This window comes from Aneurinibacillus thermoaerophilus (assembly GCF_019603355.1).
GTDB classification, from domain to species: Bacteria; Bacillota; Bacilli; order Aneurinibacillales; family Aneurinibacillaceae; genus Aneurinibacillus; species Aneurinibacillus thermoaerophilus.
Map to the genome: position 1 here is coordinate 3153162 of NZ_CP080764.1, position 15665 is coordinate 3168826.

At 45.3% G+C, this 15665-nt stretch carries 15 protein-coding genes and 1 riboswitch; of the genes, 7 read left to right on the top strand and 8 right to left on the bottom strand.

Annotation, left to right across the window (positions count from 1 at the left end):
• Positions 1-82: 82 nt before the first annotated feature.
• Positions 83-188, bottom strand: a riboswitch (SAM riboswitch).
• A 97-nt stretch (positions 189-285) separates the two neighbouring features.
• The 5 genes from K3F53_RS16265 to K3F53_RS16285 form a co-directional block, all read right to left on the bottom strand.
• Positions 286-1368: a cyclic di-GMP phosphodiesterase gene (locus K3F53_RS16265; protein ID WP_057897618.1), complete on the bottom strand. Its 1083-nt coding sequence runs from the start codon at positions 1366-1368 to the stop codon at positions 286-288.
• A 357-nt stretch (positions 1369-1725) separates the two neighbouring features.
• Entirely contained in the window at positions 1726-2667 is a 942-nt protein-coding gene (locus tag K3F53_RS16270) for an SPFH domain-containing protein (protein WP_057897617.1), read from the bottom strand.
• A gap of 24 nt (positions 2668-2691) precedes the next feature.
• On the bottom strand, positions 2692-3144 hold the full coding sequence (locus K3F53_RS16275; protein ID WP_057897616.1) for an NfeD family protein: 453 nt from the start codon (positions 3142-3144) through the stop codon (positions 2692-2694).
• A gap of 231 nt (positions 3145-3375) precedes the next feature.
• The gene (locus tag K3F53_RS16280; RefSeq protein WP_057897615.1) at positions 3376-3690 is read right to left on the bottom strand and encodes a hypothetical protein; all 315 of its coding nucleotides are present in this window, start codon (positions 3688-3690) and stop codon (positions 3376-3378) included.
• A 39-nt stretch (positions 3691-3729) separates the two neighbouring features.
• Complete coding sequence (locus K3F53_RS16285; protein ID WP_057897614.1) at positions 3730-4479, bottom strand: IclR family transcriptional regulator; 750 nt, start codon at positions 4477-4479, stop codon at positions 3730-3732.
• 222 nt (positions 4480-4701) lie between these two features.
• On the opposite strand from K3F53_RS16285, the gene acnA reads away from it, so the two are divergent.
• On the top strand, positions 4702-7428 hold the full coding sequence (gene acnA / locus K3F53_RS16290; RefSeq protein WP_057897613.1) for an aconitate hydratase AcnA: 2727 nt from the start codon (positions 4702-4704) through the stop codon (positions 7426-7428).
• A 166-nt stretch (positions 7429-7594) separates the two neighbouring features.
• The gene (locus K3F53_RS16295) at positions 7595-8590 is read left to right on the top strand and encodes a class I SAM-dependent methyltransferase (RefSeq protein WP_175493626.1); all 996 of its coding nucleotides are present in this window, start codon (positions 7595-7597) and stop codon (positions 8588-8590) included.
• Between the two features lie 104 nt (positions 8591-8694).
• Here the strand turns inward: K3F53_RS16295 and K3F53_RS16300 are convergent, their stop codons facing one another.
• Positions 8695-9180, bottom strand: a complete 486-nt coding sequence (locus tag K3F53_RS16300) for a hypothetical protein (RefSeq protein ID WP_057897612.1) — start codon at positions 9178-9180, stop codon at positions 8695-8697.
• A gap of 95 nt (positions 9181-9275) precedes the next feature.
• Here K3F53_RS16300 and K3F53_RS16305 point away from each other — a divergent pair, with 95 nt between their 5' ends.
• On the top strand, positions 9276-10256 hold the full coding sequence (locus tag K3F53_RS16305; RefSeq protein ID WP_220559127.1) for an NAD(P)H-quinone oxidoreductase: 981 nt from the start codon (positions 9276-9278) through the stop codon (positions 10254-10256).
• Between the two features lie 84 nt (positions 10257-10340).
• On the opposite strand, the gene K3F53_RS16310 is transcribed toward K3F53_RS16305, so the two are convergent.
• On the bottom strand, positions 10341-11777 hold the full coding sequence (locus tag K3F53_RS16310; RefSeq protein WP_057897610.1) for an NAD-dependent malic enzyme: 1437 nt from the start codon (positions 11775-11777) through the stop codon (positions 10341-10343).
• A gap of 129 nt (positions 11778-11906) precedes the next feature.
• The gene (locus K3F53_RS16315; RefSeq protein ID WP_057897609.1) at positions 11907-12119 is read right to left on the bottom strand and encodes a hypothetical protein; all 213 of its coding nucleotides are present in this window, start codon (positions 12117-12119) and stop codon (positions 11907-11909) included.
• Between the two features lie 313 nt (positions 12120-12432).
• On the opposite strand from K3F53_RS16315, the gene dapD reads away from it, so the two are divergent.
• The 4 genes from dapD to K3F53_RS16335 all read left to right on the top strand — a co-directional run bounded on the left by dapD (position 12433) and on the right by K3F53_RS16335 (position 15606).
• The gene (dapD, locus tag K3F53_RS16320) at positions 12433-13143 is read left to right on the top strand and encodes a 2,3,4,5-tetrahydropyridine-2,6-dicarboxylate N-acetyltransferase (protein ID WP_057900219.1); all 711 of its coding nucleotides are present in this window, start codon (positions 12433-12435) and stop codon (positions 13141-13143) included.
• A 42-nt stretch (positions 13144-13185) separates the two neighbouring features.
• Positions 13186-14310, top strand: coding sequence for an N-acetyldiaminopimelate deacetylase (locus K3F53_RS16325; RefSeq protein WP_091260875.1), 1125 nt, complete (start codon positions 13186-13188; stop codon positions 14308-14310).
• Between the two features lie 142 nt (positions 14311-14452).
• Entirely contained in the window at positions 14453-15097 is a 645-nt protein-coding gene (locus tag K3F53_RS16330) for a nitroreductase family protein (protein ID WP_057897607.1), read from the top strand.
• Positions 15098-15195: 98 nt separating this feature from the next.
• Positions 15196-15606 carry a thiol-disulfide oxidoreductase DCC family protein gene (locus K3F53_RS16335; RefSeq protein ID WP_057897606.1) on the top strand — a complete coding sequence of 137 codons (411 nt, stop codon included), beginning with the start codon at positions 15196-15198 and terminating at the stop codon, positions 15604-15606.
• The last annotated feature ends 59 nt before the right edge of the window (positions 15607-15665 follow it).

Genomic DNA, 15665 nt, shown 5'->3' on the forward strand with positions numbered 1-15665 from the left:
CTGACACAAATTCGCTCACGTACAAAATAAAAAAGACCTCCTGAAAGAAGGGAGGTCTCTGCATCTTCATCAAAACGCGAAATCCTTATCTTTCAGGAAACGAATCCTGCTGGAATTGGCACCGTGTATATAATATACCGGTTGCCGGGCGTCATTGGGCCAGTCCCTCAGCCTACTCTGGATAAGAATCGTTTTTATTTTCACTTTTCTAACTAACTTTTAACTAATTATTAATCAATATCTGAAAAGAGTCAATAGAAATTTTTATACATCTCGTGATTTCTTTCATAACGTACGTGTAATCACAATATTAGTATGGGTTTTTAGATCAATTTCATACGGAGCCTTTACTACCGTACCATCACGTTCTTGCACAATCCGAACGATTGGTCTATGCACAGCATTCGGATGAACATGAGATACGACCCCAATTTGTCCTGTATTCAATACGACGGTAGACGCTATAGGATAGGCGGCAATATGTTTTACGAACAATTTCACCAATTCTAGGTCAAACAGGGTATTTCCGGAAGCAAACAAGTATTCCAGCGCTTCATTAGGTGTATAATGCTGACGATGTGAGCGATGGGAAGTAAGCGCATCATACACATCGGCTATACCGACAATTTGCGCGTATTCATGAATTTGATCTTTCTCCAGTTTGCGCGGATAACCGGACCCGTTATACCGTTCATGATGTTGCAGCGCACAATGAGCGGAAAGAAGGGACATATCGTACTGGTAACGCAAAATATTAAATCCGTCTTCTGTATGGTTTTCAATATACGCCCGCTCTTCCTCAGTTAGCATCGTCTTCTTATTCCACAGATCCTTCGGTAACATAATCATACCTATGTCGAACAGCAACGCTCCCACGCCAAGATCCATGAGCTGCTCCCGATTGTACCCTTTGGCCAACCCAATAATTCCAGCCAGTACCGCCACATTGACCGAATGATGAAACAGGTAACCACCCAGCGAATGAAGATTTACAAGATTTACCATAATATCCTTTCTTCCGCTTAAATCTCCTAGTATGTTGCCAAAAACATTCCGGAATACCTTGCCCATATCTGGCATCGCTATCCGTCCTGTTACCTTTGGTTGATCCATAAGCCCTGTCATCATTTTGTATACAGTCTCCACCGCTTTTTTGCGCGTCGTATCACTGAGCACATCCTCCGGTACAATATCGTCCGTATGCTCATCTTCAATATATACCGTATCTATGCCTAGCGCTTTTAACCGGTCAATGTAACGTTGGCTTAATTCAAGTCCGGCGGCCAACAACACCTGTCCTGCTTCCGATAAAATTGTCTTTGCAATTTTATCCCCCGGTTTTACAGAACGAATATGCACTTTTTTCACGAACAAACCCTACTTTCTTAATTTTCATAGGTATTTATGCTTATTTTTGTTCTGATTAAATTTTATCACAGGAAAATGGTTTTAAGATAATAGATTTATGAAAACGCATAAATTTTTTTGAGCTTGATGATATTCGTTCTATACGCTCTTCCTGGAAGAAAGCAACGACGAGCAAGCCGCAAATTCTTCCTACAAACAGCAAAAAAAAGAAGGAAAAAGCATTCGTTTTTTCCTGCTTTTTCCTTCACCCGATTGTTTATCATCTTTTTCTACTTTCTCTTAATATCTCACTACATTGACTGACGCTTATGTCTATTGCTTTCATGTCAGAGTTATAACTCATAGCTATGTGGGTTTCTATTTATCCACCCTCATATTACTCTGTGATGATTGCAGTAAATCTTTAACCGCTCCTACACTTCCCATAAGGCCGGTAGCCTCATATGGAATAAACACTTTATTGTCGCTTTCAGCCAATTTTTCTAAGGCTTCAATATAGCGTAGCGCAATCACGCTATCGTCGGCCTTCACTTCTTTCAAAGCAGAGAACACTTCATAAATTTGCTTTTTCTGGGCTGCAGCAACCAATTCAATCGCTTTCGCTTCCCCTTCTGCACGGCGAATGCGGGATTCCATTTCCCCTTCTGCTTCAAGGATTTGTTTTTGCTTATTTCCTTCCGCGTTCTTGATGGCGGATTCGCGATCCCCTTCCGCTTTCAGGATTTTTGCCCGTTTCTCACGTTCTGCTGTCATTTCTTGCTTCATCGCTTCTTCAATATCGTGAGGAGGAATAATTTCTTTCATTTCTACGCGCTCGACTTTTACTCCCCAGTTATTCGTTGCTTCATCCATTTTGATTTGCAGCGCTGCATTAATTTTATCCCGGGAGTTTAGCGTCTCATCAAGGTTCATATTTCCGATCTCATTACGCAGCGCAGTCACTGCAAGGTTAGCAATTCCTTCTTTTAATCCGTTAATTTCATATGTTGCTGCTTTCGCATCAGTAATTCGGTAATAAATGAGTGTATCAATCTTCATTGTTACATTATCTTTTGTAATTACCGGTTGCGGCATGGAGTTAATGATTTGTGTTCTCATATCCCAACGGGCTACTACACGATCTAAAATCGGCACGATAAAATACAGGCCGGATCCCAATTCCCGCTGAAATTTACCAAGACGCTCAACAATACGCACTTCTGACTGACGAACAAGTTGAACGGATGAAAAAGCAAGGGAAACGACAACACCAATAATAATGATAGCAAACAATACCGGAAACAAATTCTCTACTATCATTTTTCTCCCTCTCCTTCCTTTTATTTATTGTTTATCTACAAACAAAGTAACTCCTTGAACCTCATAAATAACGACCGTTTCCCCTTCAGTAAACGTTTGGTTTCCGACGCTGGCCGCTGTCCATGATTGTCCTCCATACTTAACGATTCCTTTTTCAGTTGGAGAAATTGTCTTTGTAACGATCGCCTTATTTCCGATCATCGCATCCACATTAGTACGAATAACATCGTCATTCACTCCAAACCTGTCTATAAGAACTTCCCTTCCTAATATAATGCCAATGATAGAAGCGATGAGCATAACGGTCACTTGTATCACTAAGTTCGGGGTAAAAATGGCGACGATCCCTGCTAGACCTGCCCCTAATGCAAAGAAAAGGGCCACAAATCCTGATAAAGTAAATTCAGCAATAAGGAGTCCAAATGCAAGAAGAAACCACATCATCCATACTGATAATTGACTTACCAGCCACTCCATTTCCCACCCTCCTTCCAGCTCCGTTACTTACATGTACGTAATTTTTTTACAAAAGTTTCATTAATTCAAAAAATAAGGACCTGGAATGTTGCCGTTCGCATTTCGTACACCGATCCAGCTACCCAAAAGCAACGAAATCAAATGAATATTCAAAACCTGCGCTGTTATACCATAGCTACACGTAAGAAAAAAAACTGAATATTGACCTTTGATAATCCGCGCAATAATATTCTATTGTTCATCAAATTCAGCAAGATTGACATCATAAGCCAATGTCTTTTGCTGTGACGAATATGTAATGGTCACGGCTGTGTTTTTTACATCTGCCGAGCACAGCGTGACAAGCACTTCTCCTTTCTCTTCATTTGCCTCACGATATCGATCAAGCAGCCAGCTCAGTGCCGCTTCCGTCAGCGGTAGGCCGGCCAATTCTCCATTCGCCGTCGGTACATGCAATAACTTCTTGTTATCCACAAAACCGCGCGTCGTATCCAGCAGCACTTCCACCTGCAATGGAGTCAGGTTCAACCGATACGTCTGTTCCATGTTTGCCTCCTCGTTTCTGTTTGAGTGTGCTTTCCGTTTTCATTTTAGCATAGACCCCATTCGTTTGGCCGCCACCATAACATAGGGCAAATTTTCCATCATCCGCTCAAGCGTCAGGCGATTCGAAGGTCCTGATACAGATAGTGCCGCTACCAGTTCACCTCTTCTGTTAAACAACGGCACCGCCACCGCTGCCGCTCCTTTCTCCCGTTCCTCATAGCTTGTGGCATATCCTCTCTTCCTGATCTCCTCCAATTGCTCCATATAAGCTTTTTTATCAATCGAAGAAGGCCAGGATGGATCCGCCAGAACTTTCTGTTGAACTTCAGGGGAAGAATAGGCAACCAACACTTTGCTAGAAGCGCCGACCGAAAGTGGCAAATGTGCCCCAATAGGAGCCACCCGACGGATCGTTTCGTTGCTTTCTACCGCCTGCACGCGGATTCGTTCATTCTCGTTGCGAACATATAGGCTGATCGTCTCACCAACCTGATCACGCAACCTAATCATTTCAGGCAACAAAATCTTGGCCGGATCATCTTCCTGCGGCAAATTAGCCGACAGCTGCCAGATGCGGAATCCCAGTTGATATTTTTCCGTATCAAGGTTACGCGTCAAAAACCCTTTATTCTCCAATGAACCTAATAGGCGGTATACCGTACTTTTGTTAAGTTCGACTTTGCGGGCAATTTCCGTAAGCGTCAGTTCTTTTTCATCAATAAAACAAAGCAATATATCAAGGGCGCGGTCAGCCGCCCGCACCGTCATCTTATTTTCGGAAGCATCCATCCTGTTCACCTTCCTGCTAAAGTTTCATTTGACGAAACCGTGTTGCAATATATGACATTATACCTTATTGCCCGCTCCCTCGTAAACTATGAGCCCGTTTCAAAAAAAAATCGAAAAATATAGTGTACGTTTACGAAAAAAAGAAGTATAATGTTATCGGAAACAGAAACTCAGTTTCATTCAGTGAAACACAAGACAAATCTTATGAAGGAGGTTATTAACTTGGCAAAGAAAGATGCTTACTCTGTGCGTTCGACTTTGCAAGTAGGCAACAAGAAATACGCCTACTATTCCCTTAAAGCGTTAGAAGACCAAGGGCTTGGTCCGATTTCAAAACTTCCTTTTTCTATAAAGGTTCTTCTTGAAGCGGCTGTCCGCCAATTCGACGGCGTAGCCATTACGGAAGAACACGTAAAAAAACTGGCAACTTGGACAGAAGAGCGCGACCCAAATCAGGAAGTTCCGTTCACTCCTGCGCGTATTGTTTTGCAGGACTTCACCGGCGTACCGGCAGTGGTTGACCTCGCTGCAATGCGTCTGGCAATGAAAGAAATGGGTGGCGATCCTGAACGCATTAATCCGCTCGTTCCGGTTGATCTCGTTATCGACCACTCCGTAATGGTAGACGACTTCGGAAACCCGGAAGCGCTGGAAAACAACATGAAACTTGAATTCGAACGCAACGCTGAGCGTTACCGCTTCTTGCGCTGGGCACAAACCGCATTCAACAACTTCCGTGCGGTTCCTCCGGCAACCGGTATCGTTCACCAAGTAAACCTTGAATATCTTGCGTCTGTAGCTGCTACAAAAGAAGTGGACGGCGAAGTAGAAGTCTTCCCGGATTCTCTCGTAGGTACAGACTCCCATACAACCATGATCAATGGTCTCGGCGTAGTAGGCTGGGGCGTCGGTGGTATCGAAGCAGAAGCGGGCATGCTTGGTCAGCCGCTGTACTTCGTAACACCTGAAGTTGTCGGTTTCAAGCTGACAGGAAGCCTAGCTGAAGGCGCAACAGCTACCGACCTGGCGCTGACTATTGTTAACATTCTGCGCAAAAAAGGAGTAGTCGGCAAATTTGTTGAGTTCTACGGCCCTGGCTTAAGCAACATCAGCCTGGCAGACCGGGCAACCGTTGCGAACATGGCCCCTGAGTACGGCGCAACAATGGGCTTCTTCCCAGTGGATGAAGAAACGCTCAATTTCCTGCGTTCCACTGGCCGCAGCGAAGAGCAAGTCGCGCTGGTTGAAGCGTATTACAAAGAGCAAGGGCTTTTCCGTACGGATGACACTCCGGATCCGGTATTCTCTGAAACGCTTGAACTCGACCTCGGCTCTATCGTCCCGACCCTTGCCGGCCCGAAACGTCCACAAGACCGCATTGAACTGACAGCAATGAAAGAAGCGTTCAACAATGCGCTGCGTACACCAATTGACAAAGGCGGCTTCGGTCTGGACGACAAACAAATCGAAAAGAAAGTTACGATTACACATAAAAACGGCAAAACTTCTGAACTCAGTACAGGCGCGGTTGTGATTGCGGCTATTACAAGCTGTACGAACACATCCAACCCGAGCGTAATGCTGGGTGCAGGTCTTGTAGCAAAGAAAGCTGTTGAGAAAGGGCTTGTAAAACCTGAATACGTAAAAACAAGCTTAACACCTGGTTCCCGTGTTGTTACGAAGTATCTTGAAAAAGCAGGGCTCCTGCCATACCTTGAAAAAGTTGGTTTCTACATCGCAGGTTACGGTTGTGCAACCTGTATCGGTAACAGCGGCCCGCTGCCGGAAGAAGTTAGCAACGCCATCGCGGAAAATGACCTAACAGTAGCCGCTGTGCTTTCCGGTAACCGTAACTTCGAAGGCCGGGTGCATGCCCAAGTAAAAGCGAACTACCTCGCTTCTCCGCCGCTTGTTGTGGCATACGCGCTCGCAGGTACGGTTGACATCGATTTGTCTGCTGAACCGATCGGAACGGGCAAAGACGGTCAGCCGGTATATCTGAAGGATATTTGGCCGACAAATGACGAAATCAAGGAAGCGATTCATTCCGCTGTTCAACCGGAAATGTTTGAAGAAGAATACAGCAACGTATTTAAAGCAAATCCGCGTTGGAACGAAATCGAATATCCGGAAGGACAACTGTATGAGTGGGATGAAAACTCCACGTACATCGCGCATCCGCCGTTCTTCTCCGGCTTGAGTTCCGAAGCGGGCGAAATCAAAGAAATCGTGGGCGCACGAGCGCTTGCCTTCCTTGGCGACTCCGTAACGACGGACCATATCTCGCCTGCCGGTAACATCGCTCCAACAAGCCCGGCTGGTATCTATCTGTCTGAACGCGGCGTAGAGCGCAAAGATTTCAACTCTTACGGTTCCCGTCGCGGTAACCATGAAGTAATGATGCGCGGTACATTCGCAAACATCCGTATCCGCAACAAAATGGCACCGGGCACCGAAGGCGGCGTAACAACGTACCTGCCGACCGGTGAAGTTATGCCGATCTACGATGCCGCTATGAAATATAAGGAATCCGGCACTCCGCTGGTTGTTATCGCGGGCAAAGAGTACGGTACCGGAAGCTCCCGTGACTGGGCTGCCAAAGGAACATTCTTGCTTGGCGTAAAAGCGGTAATCGCGGAAAGCTTCGAGCGTATACACCGCAGCAACCTGGTAGGCATGGGCGTACTGCCGCTGCAATTCGCGGAAGGCACAAACGCGGAAACACTAGGTATCACAGGTACGGAAACATTCGATATTACTGATCTGAATGATAACATTAAACCGGGTCAGATCATTAAAGTAACAGCAACCCGCCAAGACGGCTCAACATTCGAGTTTGATGTACGCGTACGTCTGGACAGTGCGGTTGACATCGAATACTACCGCAACGGTGGTATCCTGCAAACCGTTCTGCGTCAAATCGCAAAAGAAGCAAAAGCTGAAGTATAATTCCGTCCATCTACAAAAGAGGAGGGTTCTTCCCCTCTTCTTTTTTTTTATGGAAAACCCATCAGTTCAAAAAAATTGTATAAAAAATATGTTACTGGATATATATTGTGATTAAAATCATTTATATAATCCTTTTATCAATTCTGATGAAAAAAGGAGGGAAAATATGCTTACAGTCTCAGACTTCTATCGTATAACAGAGCAGCAGTTACTCTACAATCAAAACAAGAGTCTTTTTTACACGTTAACAAATGGCAGAACGGGATTGAACGCTTCCGAAGAAACGACCAGGTTATTCAAAAGAAACCTGAAAGAAGTCGCGCAATTTATAAGAGCGACAAAGTCAGAGGGTACATATCAACAATTGCTAGAGGATATTGCAGACAAAGTTATCAGATTATTTATACAAGCGAATCAATATTTGGATTTTAATCATGAAGATCACCGTAAGCTTCAAAAAATCTATGGGGATTTATTTGAACAAATTTATGTTATAGGTAATCAAAAAGAGCAAATGTCTAATAAAGAAGTGGAGTGTTTGTTTCATTTACATTACCAAAATTTGAAAATTTTCTTATTAGAATCGAACGGGACTGAAATCTTTAAAAAGTATAAAGAAAGTCCCTATTTGTTCACAATAAAATGCGCTGAATATACTCCTGAGTTCCAAATGAAATTATTAAACATTCATTTAGATACAATTAAGCAACCCGTCTTAGATATCGGTTGCGGTTCACAAGCAAATTTAGTCCGTTTCCTCAGAAAGAACGGGATTGAAGCGTTTGGAATAGATAGAAATGTACATACAATGAATTACTTATATAAAGCGAACTGGCTTGAATACACTTTTACACCAAATACTTGGGGGACTGTTATTTCTCATATGGCTTTTTCAAACCAGTTTATGCATCATCATTTAAGAGTCCACGGAAAGTTTGAATTATACGCAAAAAAGTATATGGAAATTCTAGAATCGCTAAAAATTGAAGGAAGTTTTATTTACGCGCCAGGTCTTCCGTTTATGGAAGAATTATTAGTATCATTAAACAAAGCATACGTTGTAGCGACTCAAGAAATAGACACCCAAAATTTGTCGAATAACAAAACATCATTTTCTAATGTAAACAGAAAACATGTTACTAAAGTCATTCGAGTAACATGAGGCAACGGATGCACCATGAAAATTTGGGATGCCAGAAGTAGCCGTTTGATTGCAGCTTGATGACGATGTGGGGTTCCCCCTTTATGATAGGCAACCCCATCTTTTTACTTTTTATCTTTATTCTCAAGCATATCATCAATTTGTTTGAACAGCTTTGCAATCGCTTGATCATCGAAATTTTTCTTTGCTTTAAATGTCTCAAGCATCCCGTAAATCTCTTTGCCAAGCGAATCGTCGTTCGGATCCGCCGGGAGATCGGTCGGATCAAACCATACGTACGGATCTACATTGCTGCCGCGGAGATATTTTTGCTTCCATTCTGTAGGATACGTATAATCCTGCTCTCCGAAAACAATCGCCAGCACATCGTCCGTGCTTACGGGCAACAAATGATCGAATACATCTTCAACTCCGCCCTCCATGATGTTCAAATGACGCTGCGTATAACGGACATAATGTTCTCCCGTCGTACGATCCTTCACCAAAACATATGTTTCGTATTCCTCTTTCCTAAGCTCCTGTACATTTTCCAGTCGCTCTTCAAGTTCTTCCGACATAATGACTTTCTTAGCGCGCAAAGACGTGCTCATCTTTCCCTGTCCTTTCCTTTATCTTCTTTAATACGATATCATAAAATAGTGGTTAGCTTCTAGTTTGAACGATATGTACATAAGGAGGAAGTCACATGAAAGCAGTGCTTGTTGAAGAAAAAACGCGGCGTCTTTATATCGGGGAAGCTGAAGATCCTGTTCCGAAAGAAGACGAACTGCTCGTCAGCGTATATGCCACCGCACTGAACCGTGCCGATCTCGTACAAAAACGTGGTCTCTATCCCCCGCCTCCAGGTACAACGGACATCCTGGGACTGGAAATGGCCGGAGTTGTTGAAAAAGTGGGAAAACATGTAACTGGCTGGAAGCCGGGAGATCGTGTGTGTTCGCTTTTGCCTGGCGGCGGTTATGCGGAAAAAGTGGTCATTCCCGCCGAAATGGCCATCCGTATTCCGGATTCTTTCTCTTTTGAAGAGGCGGCCGCCATTCCGGAAGTATTTTTAACCGCCTATCTTAACTTATTCTGGCTGGGTGGCCTTAAGGCGGGGCATACCGTGCTGATTCACGCGGGTGCAAGTGGCGTTGGCACAGCCGCCATCCAGCTTGTACGGGAAGCAGGAGCAATTTCTATTGTCACTGCTGGGACAGAAACAAAGCGAACAACATGCCTGGAGCTAGGGGCCAGTCTCGCGCTCGATTATAAAGCCGGCCCTTTCGCACCAGCAGTGAAAGAAGCGACAAATGGCAAAGGCGTCAATATTATTCTTGACTTTATCGGTGCGCCGTACTGGGAACAAAACCTTTCCTCTCTCGCCATAGACGGGCGCCTCATTATCATTGGTATCATGGGCGGTAGCAAAGTGCCAACACTCGATCTCGGACAACTCCTGCGCCGGCGCCTGCAAGTCATCGGAACCGCGCTCCGCTCCCGTTCAGTCGCGGATAAAATCGCGCTCACAAAAGAATTCACATCGTTCGCTATGCCGCGCTTCCAAGACGGCCGCTTAAAACCGATCATCGATTCTGTCTGGGATTGGGAGCAGGCGCAAGAAGCGCACGAGTATATGGAAAGCAACAAAAACACCGGAAAAATCGTTTTACAAATCAAAAAGTAGTGGAATACCACATACAAGGTACAAACAAAAGCGCTTCGGTTATTGTGCCGAAACGCTTTTGCCTGCTGTCGTTGTCGACCTCGATTATACTGTTTCTTTCGTGCGCTTGTCCCGTGGAATTTTGCGGGCGACACCTGTCTTAATGGCCGCATCCACTACGGCATCCCGCACTTTCTTTACAACTTTTTCATTAAATACGCTTGGGATAATGTATTGCTCGTTCAATTCTTCATCGCTGATAATCGATGCAATAGCGTGCGCCGCCGCGACTTTCATCTCTTCGTTAATGTCTGTCGCGCGGCAATCAAAAGCACCACGGAAAACGCCCGGGAAGCAAAGCACGTTGTTAATTTGGTTCGGATAATCAGAACGCCCGGTCGCAAGTACACGTACGACGCCTGCTGCTTCTTCCGGATCAATCTCCGGCTGCGGGTTGGCCATAGCAAACACAATCGGATCTTTTGCCATTGTCTGTACCATCTCTTTGGTAAGAATGTTACCACGCGATACCCCAATAAATACATCCGCACCTACGAGCGCATCCGCCAATTGTCCCTGCATATTATCAGGATTTGTCATTTGCGCGATCTCTTCCCACACAGGGTTCTCATAAGAAACGGAGCGGGACAAAATACCATCGCGGTCTACGCCAATAACCTGCTTGGCGCCAGCGTTGAGCAAAATCTTCGTGCACGCTACACCTGCTGCTCCCATGCCTGTTACAACAATTTTTACGTTTTCAATATCTTTGCCAACGATTTTCAGCGCGTTTAATAGGCCGGCCAGAATGACAACCGCCGTACCATGCTGGTCATCATGAAATACCGGAATATCCAGGCGCTCGCGCAGCGCTTTTTCGATTTCAAAGCAACGCGGCGCGGAGATATCTTCCAGATTAATTCCGCCAAATGCTGGTGCCATGCGGGCGATCGTTTCGATAATTTCATTCGTGTCTTTCGTATCAAGGCAAATCGGGAATCCATCCACGTTTGCCAATTGTTTAAACAGCATCGCTTTTCCTTCCATTACCGGCATCGCCGCATAAGGGCCAATGTCACCAAGACCGAGAACGGCGGTACCGTCGCTTACAATCGCTACCGTATTGCGCTTAATGGTCAGCTTGTACGCTTTATACGGATCTTCTGCAATCGCTTCACACACGTTCGCCACACCCGGCGTATATACGCGGGACAGATCTTCCCGGTTTTGAATGGGGATCTTCGGTTTTATTTCGATTTTACCACCGATATGGCTCAAAAACGTCCGATCCGATACGCTTACAATTTTCACGCCAGGCAACATCTCGATACTTTTGATGACTTCGCTCACCTGAGCTCTGCTTTTCGTATTAATTGTATAGTCACGCACCGTATCTTCATTGGACGAGTGAACAACGTCCATTGCCACAATGTCGCCGTTCGCTTTGCTTACCGCTGTCGCAATATCCACGAAGTTTACCTTGCGCGCATCCATTTCCAGGCGCAAAATAATACTCGTTCCTAAAGATGTAAATGGCTTCATAGTCTCCTCCTTTTCCCGCCAATGCTGAAAAATGACGAGATTGTGAACAATAATACAACAGTTTATTTTAACCTTAAATCTCGGAAAAAGAAAAGACCGGAAGCATTTTTGCAAAATTCGTACCGTACTTTATCTTATGTCTCCACGGTTATAAATCGGATTCATACCCGCTTCCTCCGCTCCGTTTGCCAGTGAATGCAAACTATTTATAATGGAAGTAAGCCGGACAAGATGCTGCTGTACTTGCTCCGGTGACTGTGTCTTTTCTTTTAGGCTTGTCGCACATTCGATCAACTGATCGGCAAGCCTATGCGCCAGCGTAATATCAAATGGCTGATACATACTTTTCACCTCACGTTACGGTTCTCTCTTTTAGTATGAAGGAAAAAAACAAAAGCATACCCTTTCCTTAAGCGGAAAAGCTAACAATAGTGCTGTTACTTCTCGCTTGGCTGCGACAAAAACGGTACAATATATAGCACAATAGCGGGGCAATCCTACGTGATGTAATCATAAAAGGCGATCCATCCAGATGCAGAACTTTTCGTCTTTAGTCGTTTAACTTCTTAAACCAAGATGGTATAATGCAATGAGAAACAAACAGCTCATTGCATTTTTATTCTTTGAAACAGGCAAGAAGGGAGAGAAAGCATTCATGAAAGAAATGAACGCTCAGCAAATTATCGAATTTATCCAAAAAAGTGAAAAGAAAACTCCGGTTAAAGTACATATTAAAGGTAATATTGATGGAATCGACTTCGGGGCAAATACTAAATCTTTCATTACAGGCAATGTAGGCGTACTGTTCGGTGACTGGAAAGACATCCAGCCGGCACTTGAAGCTAACAAAGACAAAATCGAGGACTACGTAGTGGAAAACGACCGCCGCAATTCCGCCATTCCTCTACTTGATATGAAAAACATCCAAGCGCGCATTGAACCGGGCGCGATTATTCGTGATCAAGTAGAAATCGGCAACAACGCCGTAATCATGATGGGCGCCATGATTAACATCGGCGCGGTTATCGGCGAAGGAACAATGATTGACATGAACGCTGTTGTCGGCGGCCGCGGCACCATCGGAAAGAATTGCCATATCGGTGCCGGCGCAGTCATCGCAGGTGTGATCGAGCCGCCATCCGCAACACCAGTTGTTATTGAAGATGATGTCGTTGTCGGTGCGAATGCTGTAATTCTTGAAGGTGTACGTGTCGGAAAAGGCGCAGTTGTTGCGGCTGGCGCAGTCGTCATTGAAGACGTGCCGCCATACACGGTGGTAGGCGGCACACCGGCGCGCGTCATCAAACAGATTGATGAAAAAACAAAGGCAAAAACAGAGATCAAACAAGAACTTCGCCAGCTGTAATGTACCCATGAGGTAGCAGTAGGAGGTGAGAGGAACATCACCATGAACGCGCAGCCCTTCATTGCGATTCGCCGTGAACTTCACAAGATCCCGGAACCGGGATTTGCGGAGTTTAAAACCCAACGCTTTTTGCTAGACTATTTGGCCACACTTCCACAGGAACGAATGGAAATTAAAACATGGCGCACTGGCATTCTCATCAAGGTAAAAGGGGCAAATCCTACTAAACGACTTGGATACAGGGCCGATATGGACGGGTTGCCCATCCCAGAAGAAACATCCTATGCATTCAAGTCTACACATCCGGGCTATATGCACGCCTGCGGCCACGATATGCACATGGCTATTGCGCTTGGTGTACTGACATACTTTGTGGAAAATCAGGTGAAAGACGATTTAATTTTTATTTTTCAACCTGCGGAAGAAGGCCCGGGAGGCGCGCAGCCGATGCTCGCAAGCGAAGAATTCAATGAATGGCGCCCGGATGCTATTTTTGCCCTGCACATCGCGCCAGAATATCCGGTGGGTACGATAGCGCTAAAACCGGGCATCCTGTTCGCCAATACATCCGAGCTGTTCATCGATTTATACGGCAAGGGCGGTCATGCGGCGTTCCCGCATACAGCCAACGATATGGTCATTGCGGCGGCCCATCTGGCAACCCAACTGCAAAGCATCGTCTCCCGCAATATTGATCCGCTCGACTCCGCAGTTGTTACAATCGGAAAAATCGAAGGTGGCACAAAACAAAACATTATCGCTGAGAAAGCCCGCCTTGAAGGAACGATCCGCACCCTTTCAATGGAATCAATGCAAAAAGTAAAGTCGCGCATCGAAGCGCTCGTCCGCGGTACAGAAGCTGGCTTTGAATGCCAAGCTGCGATTGACTATGGAGCGAACTACTGCCAGGTATACAATGATGAAACGCTGACCCACGAGTTTATGAACTGGGTAAAAGATACGGGTGTCGCCGCCCTTATCGAATGTAAAACTGCGATGACCGGTGAGGACTTCGGCTACTTCCTCGCCGAAATTCCAGGTTTTCTCTTCTGGCTCGGTGTCGATACGCCATACGGACTGCACCACGCGAAAATCGAGCCGAATGAAAGTGCGATTGAAGTCGCCATTCGCGTGCTTACACAATATCTTTCGTGGAAAGCTTCGTAAAAGTCATCAAATCCAATAAAAATAGAGCGGCACTTTTTGTCCGCTCTATTTTCGCGTTAATATTTATTATCAGGTGTCAATACTTTATGATATAATAATACTGCTTGTTTGAGATAAGAAAAAAAGCGGGTGAAACCAAACAATGGAATACAATGAATTTAAAGAGATTGTGCTGGGACGGCGAAGCGTCCGGAAGTTTACAGAACAGCCCGTTAGCGCGGAGCAAGTGAAAGAACTGATTGACTGCGCCAGATACGCGCCAAGCGATACCAACTCACAAACATGGGAATTTATCGCGATTTTAGATAAACAAAAGATTCAAGAAATTTCCGATATGACATGGGAAGAATTGCATAAAATTGCGAATGAAGCACAAAAACGAGGGCTGCAGAAGGAAGGTCGCTTGCTGACAAGATCGTTCGGGCCATACGCCACCGCATTTACCGGTGCGCCTGCGCTCATTGTTTGCTTGGCTACGCCTTATACTTCCAAGTTCCGAGACAAAATTTTTGAGCCGCTTGGAATGATCTCATCCTCCGTATGGGAAGAAGAAGGAATTAAAAGCAGTTGCCTTGCGGCGCAGAATCTCATGCTTGCCGCTCACGCGATGGGAATGGCAACTTGCCCAATGACAGGCCCTGTATTGCTAGCTCAAGAGCGGTTGCGTGACTATTTACAAATCGGGTCAGAAAAACAAATTAACATGGTTATCGCGCTTGGATATCCGGCCGAAACTCCGGCGAAATTGCCGCGCAAACCAGTGGAAGAGATTTTACATATTATATGAACAAGCAACGGCAGAAAAGCCGCTTCGCGGCTTCCTGTCGTTTTTCTGTTTTTAGTGTTCGCCCTTGCTCTATACAATAAAACAGGAGGCTTTTTCTCATGGGCGTTTCTTCCCATAATACCATTCTGCTTTTTGACGGAGTATGCAATCTCTGCAATCAGGCGGTAAAGTTTATCATTCCACGCGATCCGCAGAGAAACTTTCGTTTCGCTTCCTTACAATCGAATACAGGCCAGCGCTTACTGCAACAATACGGTCTGCCTAGCGATACACTCAACAGTGTCATACTGCTAGACAATGGCAAAGCATATACCAAATCATCCGCAGCGCTCCGTGTGGCACGTAAACTAGGCGGAATTTGGTCCCTGTTGTATGTATTCATCATGGTTCCCCGTCCGCTTCGAGATATAATATATAATTGGGTTGCTCGCAATCGCTATCGCTGGTTTGGAAAGCTAGAAACATGTATGCTACCGCCCCCGGACATAGGCGAGCGCTTTCTGAAATAAAAGTTAAAGCATGAGAAGAAGCCCCGAATTTGTTCCGGGGCTTCCGTTTTCCATGTATG

Bases quoted from the DNA above. Each gene is read 5' to 3' on its own strand.
- K3F53_RS16300 (WP_057897612.1), bottom strand. From the start codon at position 9,180: ATGAGCACGTCTTTGCGCGCTAAGAAAGTCATTATGTCGGAAGAACTT.
- dapD (WP_057900219.1), top strand. From the start codon at position 12,433: ATGAAAGAAATGAACGCTCAGCAAATTATCGAATTTATCCAAAAAAGT.
- K3F53_RS16280 (WP_057897615.1), bottom strand. From the start codon at position 3,690: ATGGAACAGACGTATCGGTTGAACCTGACTCCATTGCAGGTGGAAGTG.
- K3F53_RS16330 (WP_057897607.1), top strand. From the start codon at position 14,453: ATGGAATACAATGAATTTAAAGAGATTGTGCTGGGACGGCGAAGCGTC.
- K3F53_RS16310 (WP_057897610.1), bottom strand. From the start codon at position 11,777: ATGAAGCCATTTACATCTTTAGGAACGAGTATTATTTTGCGCCTGGAA.
- K3F53_RS16305 (WP_220559127.1), top strand. From the start codon at position 9,276: ATGAAAGCAGTGCTTGTTGAAGAAAAAACGCGGCGTCTTTATATCGGG.
- K3F53_RS16325 (WP_091260875.1), top strand. From the start codon at position 13,186: ATGAACGCGCAGCCCTTCATTGCGATTCGCCGTGAACTTCACAAGATC.
- K3F53_RS16315 (WP_057897609.1), bottom strand. From the start codon at position 12,119: ATGTATCAGCCATTTGATATTACGCTGGCGCATAGGCTTGCCGATCAG.
- K3F53_RS16275 (WP_057897616.1), bottom strand. From the start codon at position 3,144: ATGGAGTGGCTGGTAAGTCAATTATCAGTATGGATGATGTGGTTTCTT.
- K3F53_RS16335 (WP_057897606.1), top strand. From the start codon at position 15,196: ATGGGCGTTTCTTCCCATAATACCATTCTGCTTTTTGACGGAGTATGC.
- K3F53_RS16285 (WP_057897614.1), bottom strand. From the start codon at position 4,479: ATGGATGCTTCCGAAAATAAGATGACGGTGCGGGCGGCTGACCGCGCC.
- K3F53_RS16295 (WP_175493626.1), top strand. From the start codon at position 7,595: ATGCTTACAGTCTCAGACTTCTATCGTATAACAGAGCAGCAGTTACTC.
- K3F53_RS16270 (WP_057897617.1), bottom strand. From the start codon at position 2,667: ATGATAGTAGAGAATTTGTTTCCGGTATTGTTTGCTATCATTATTATT.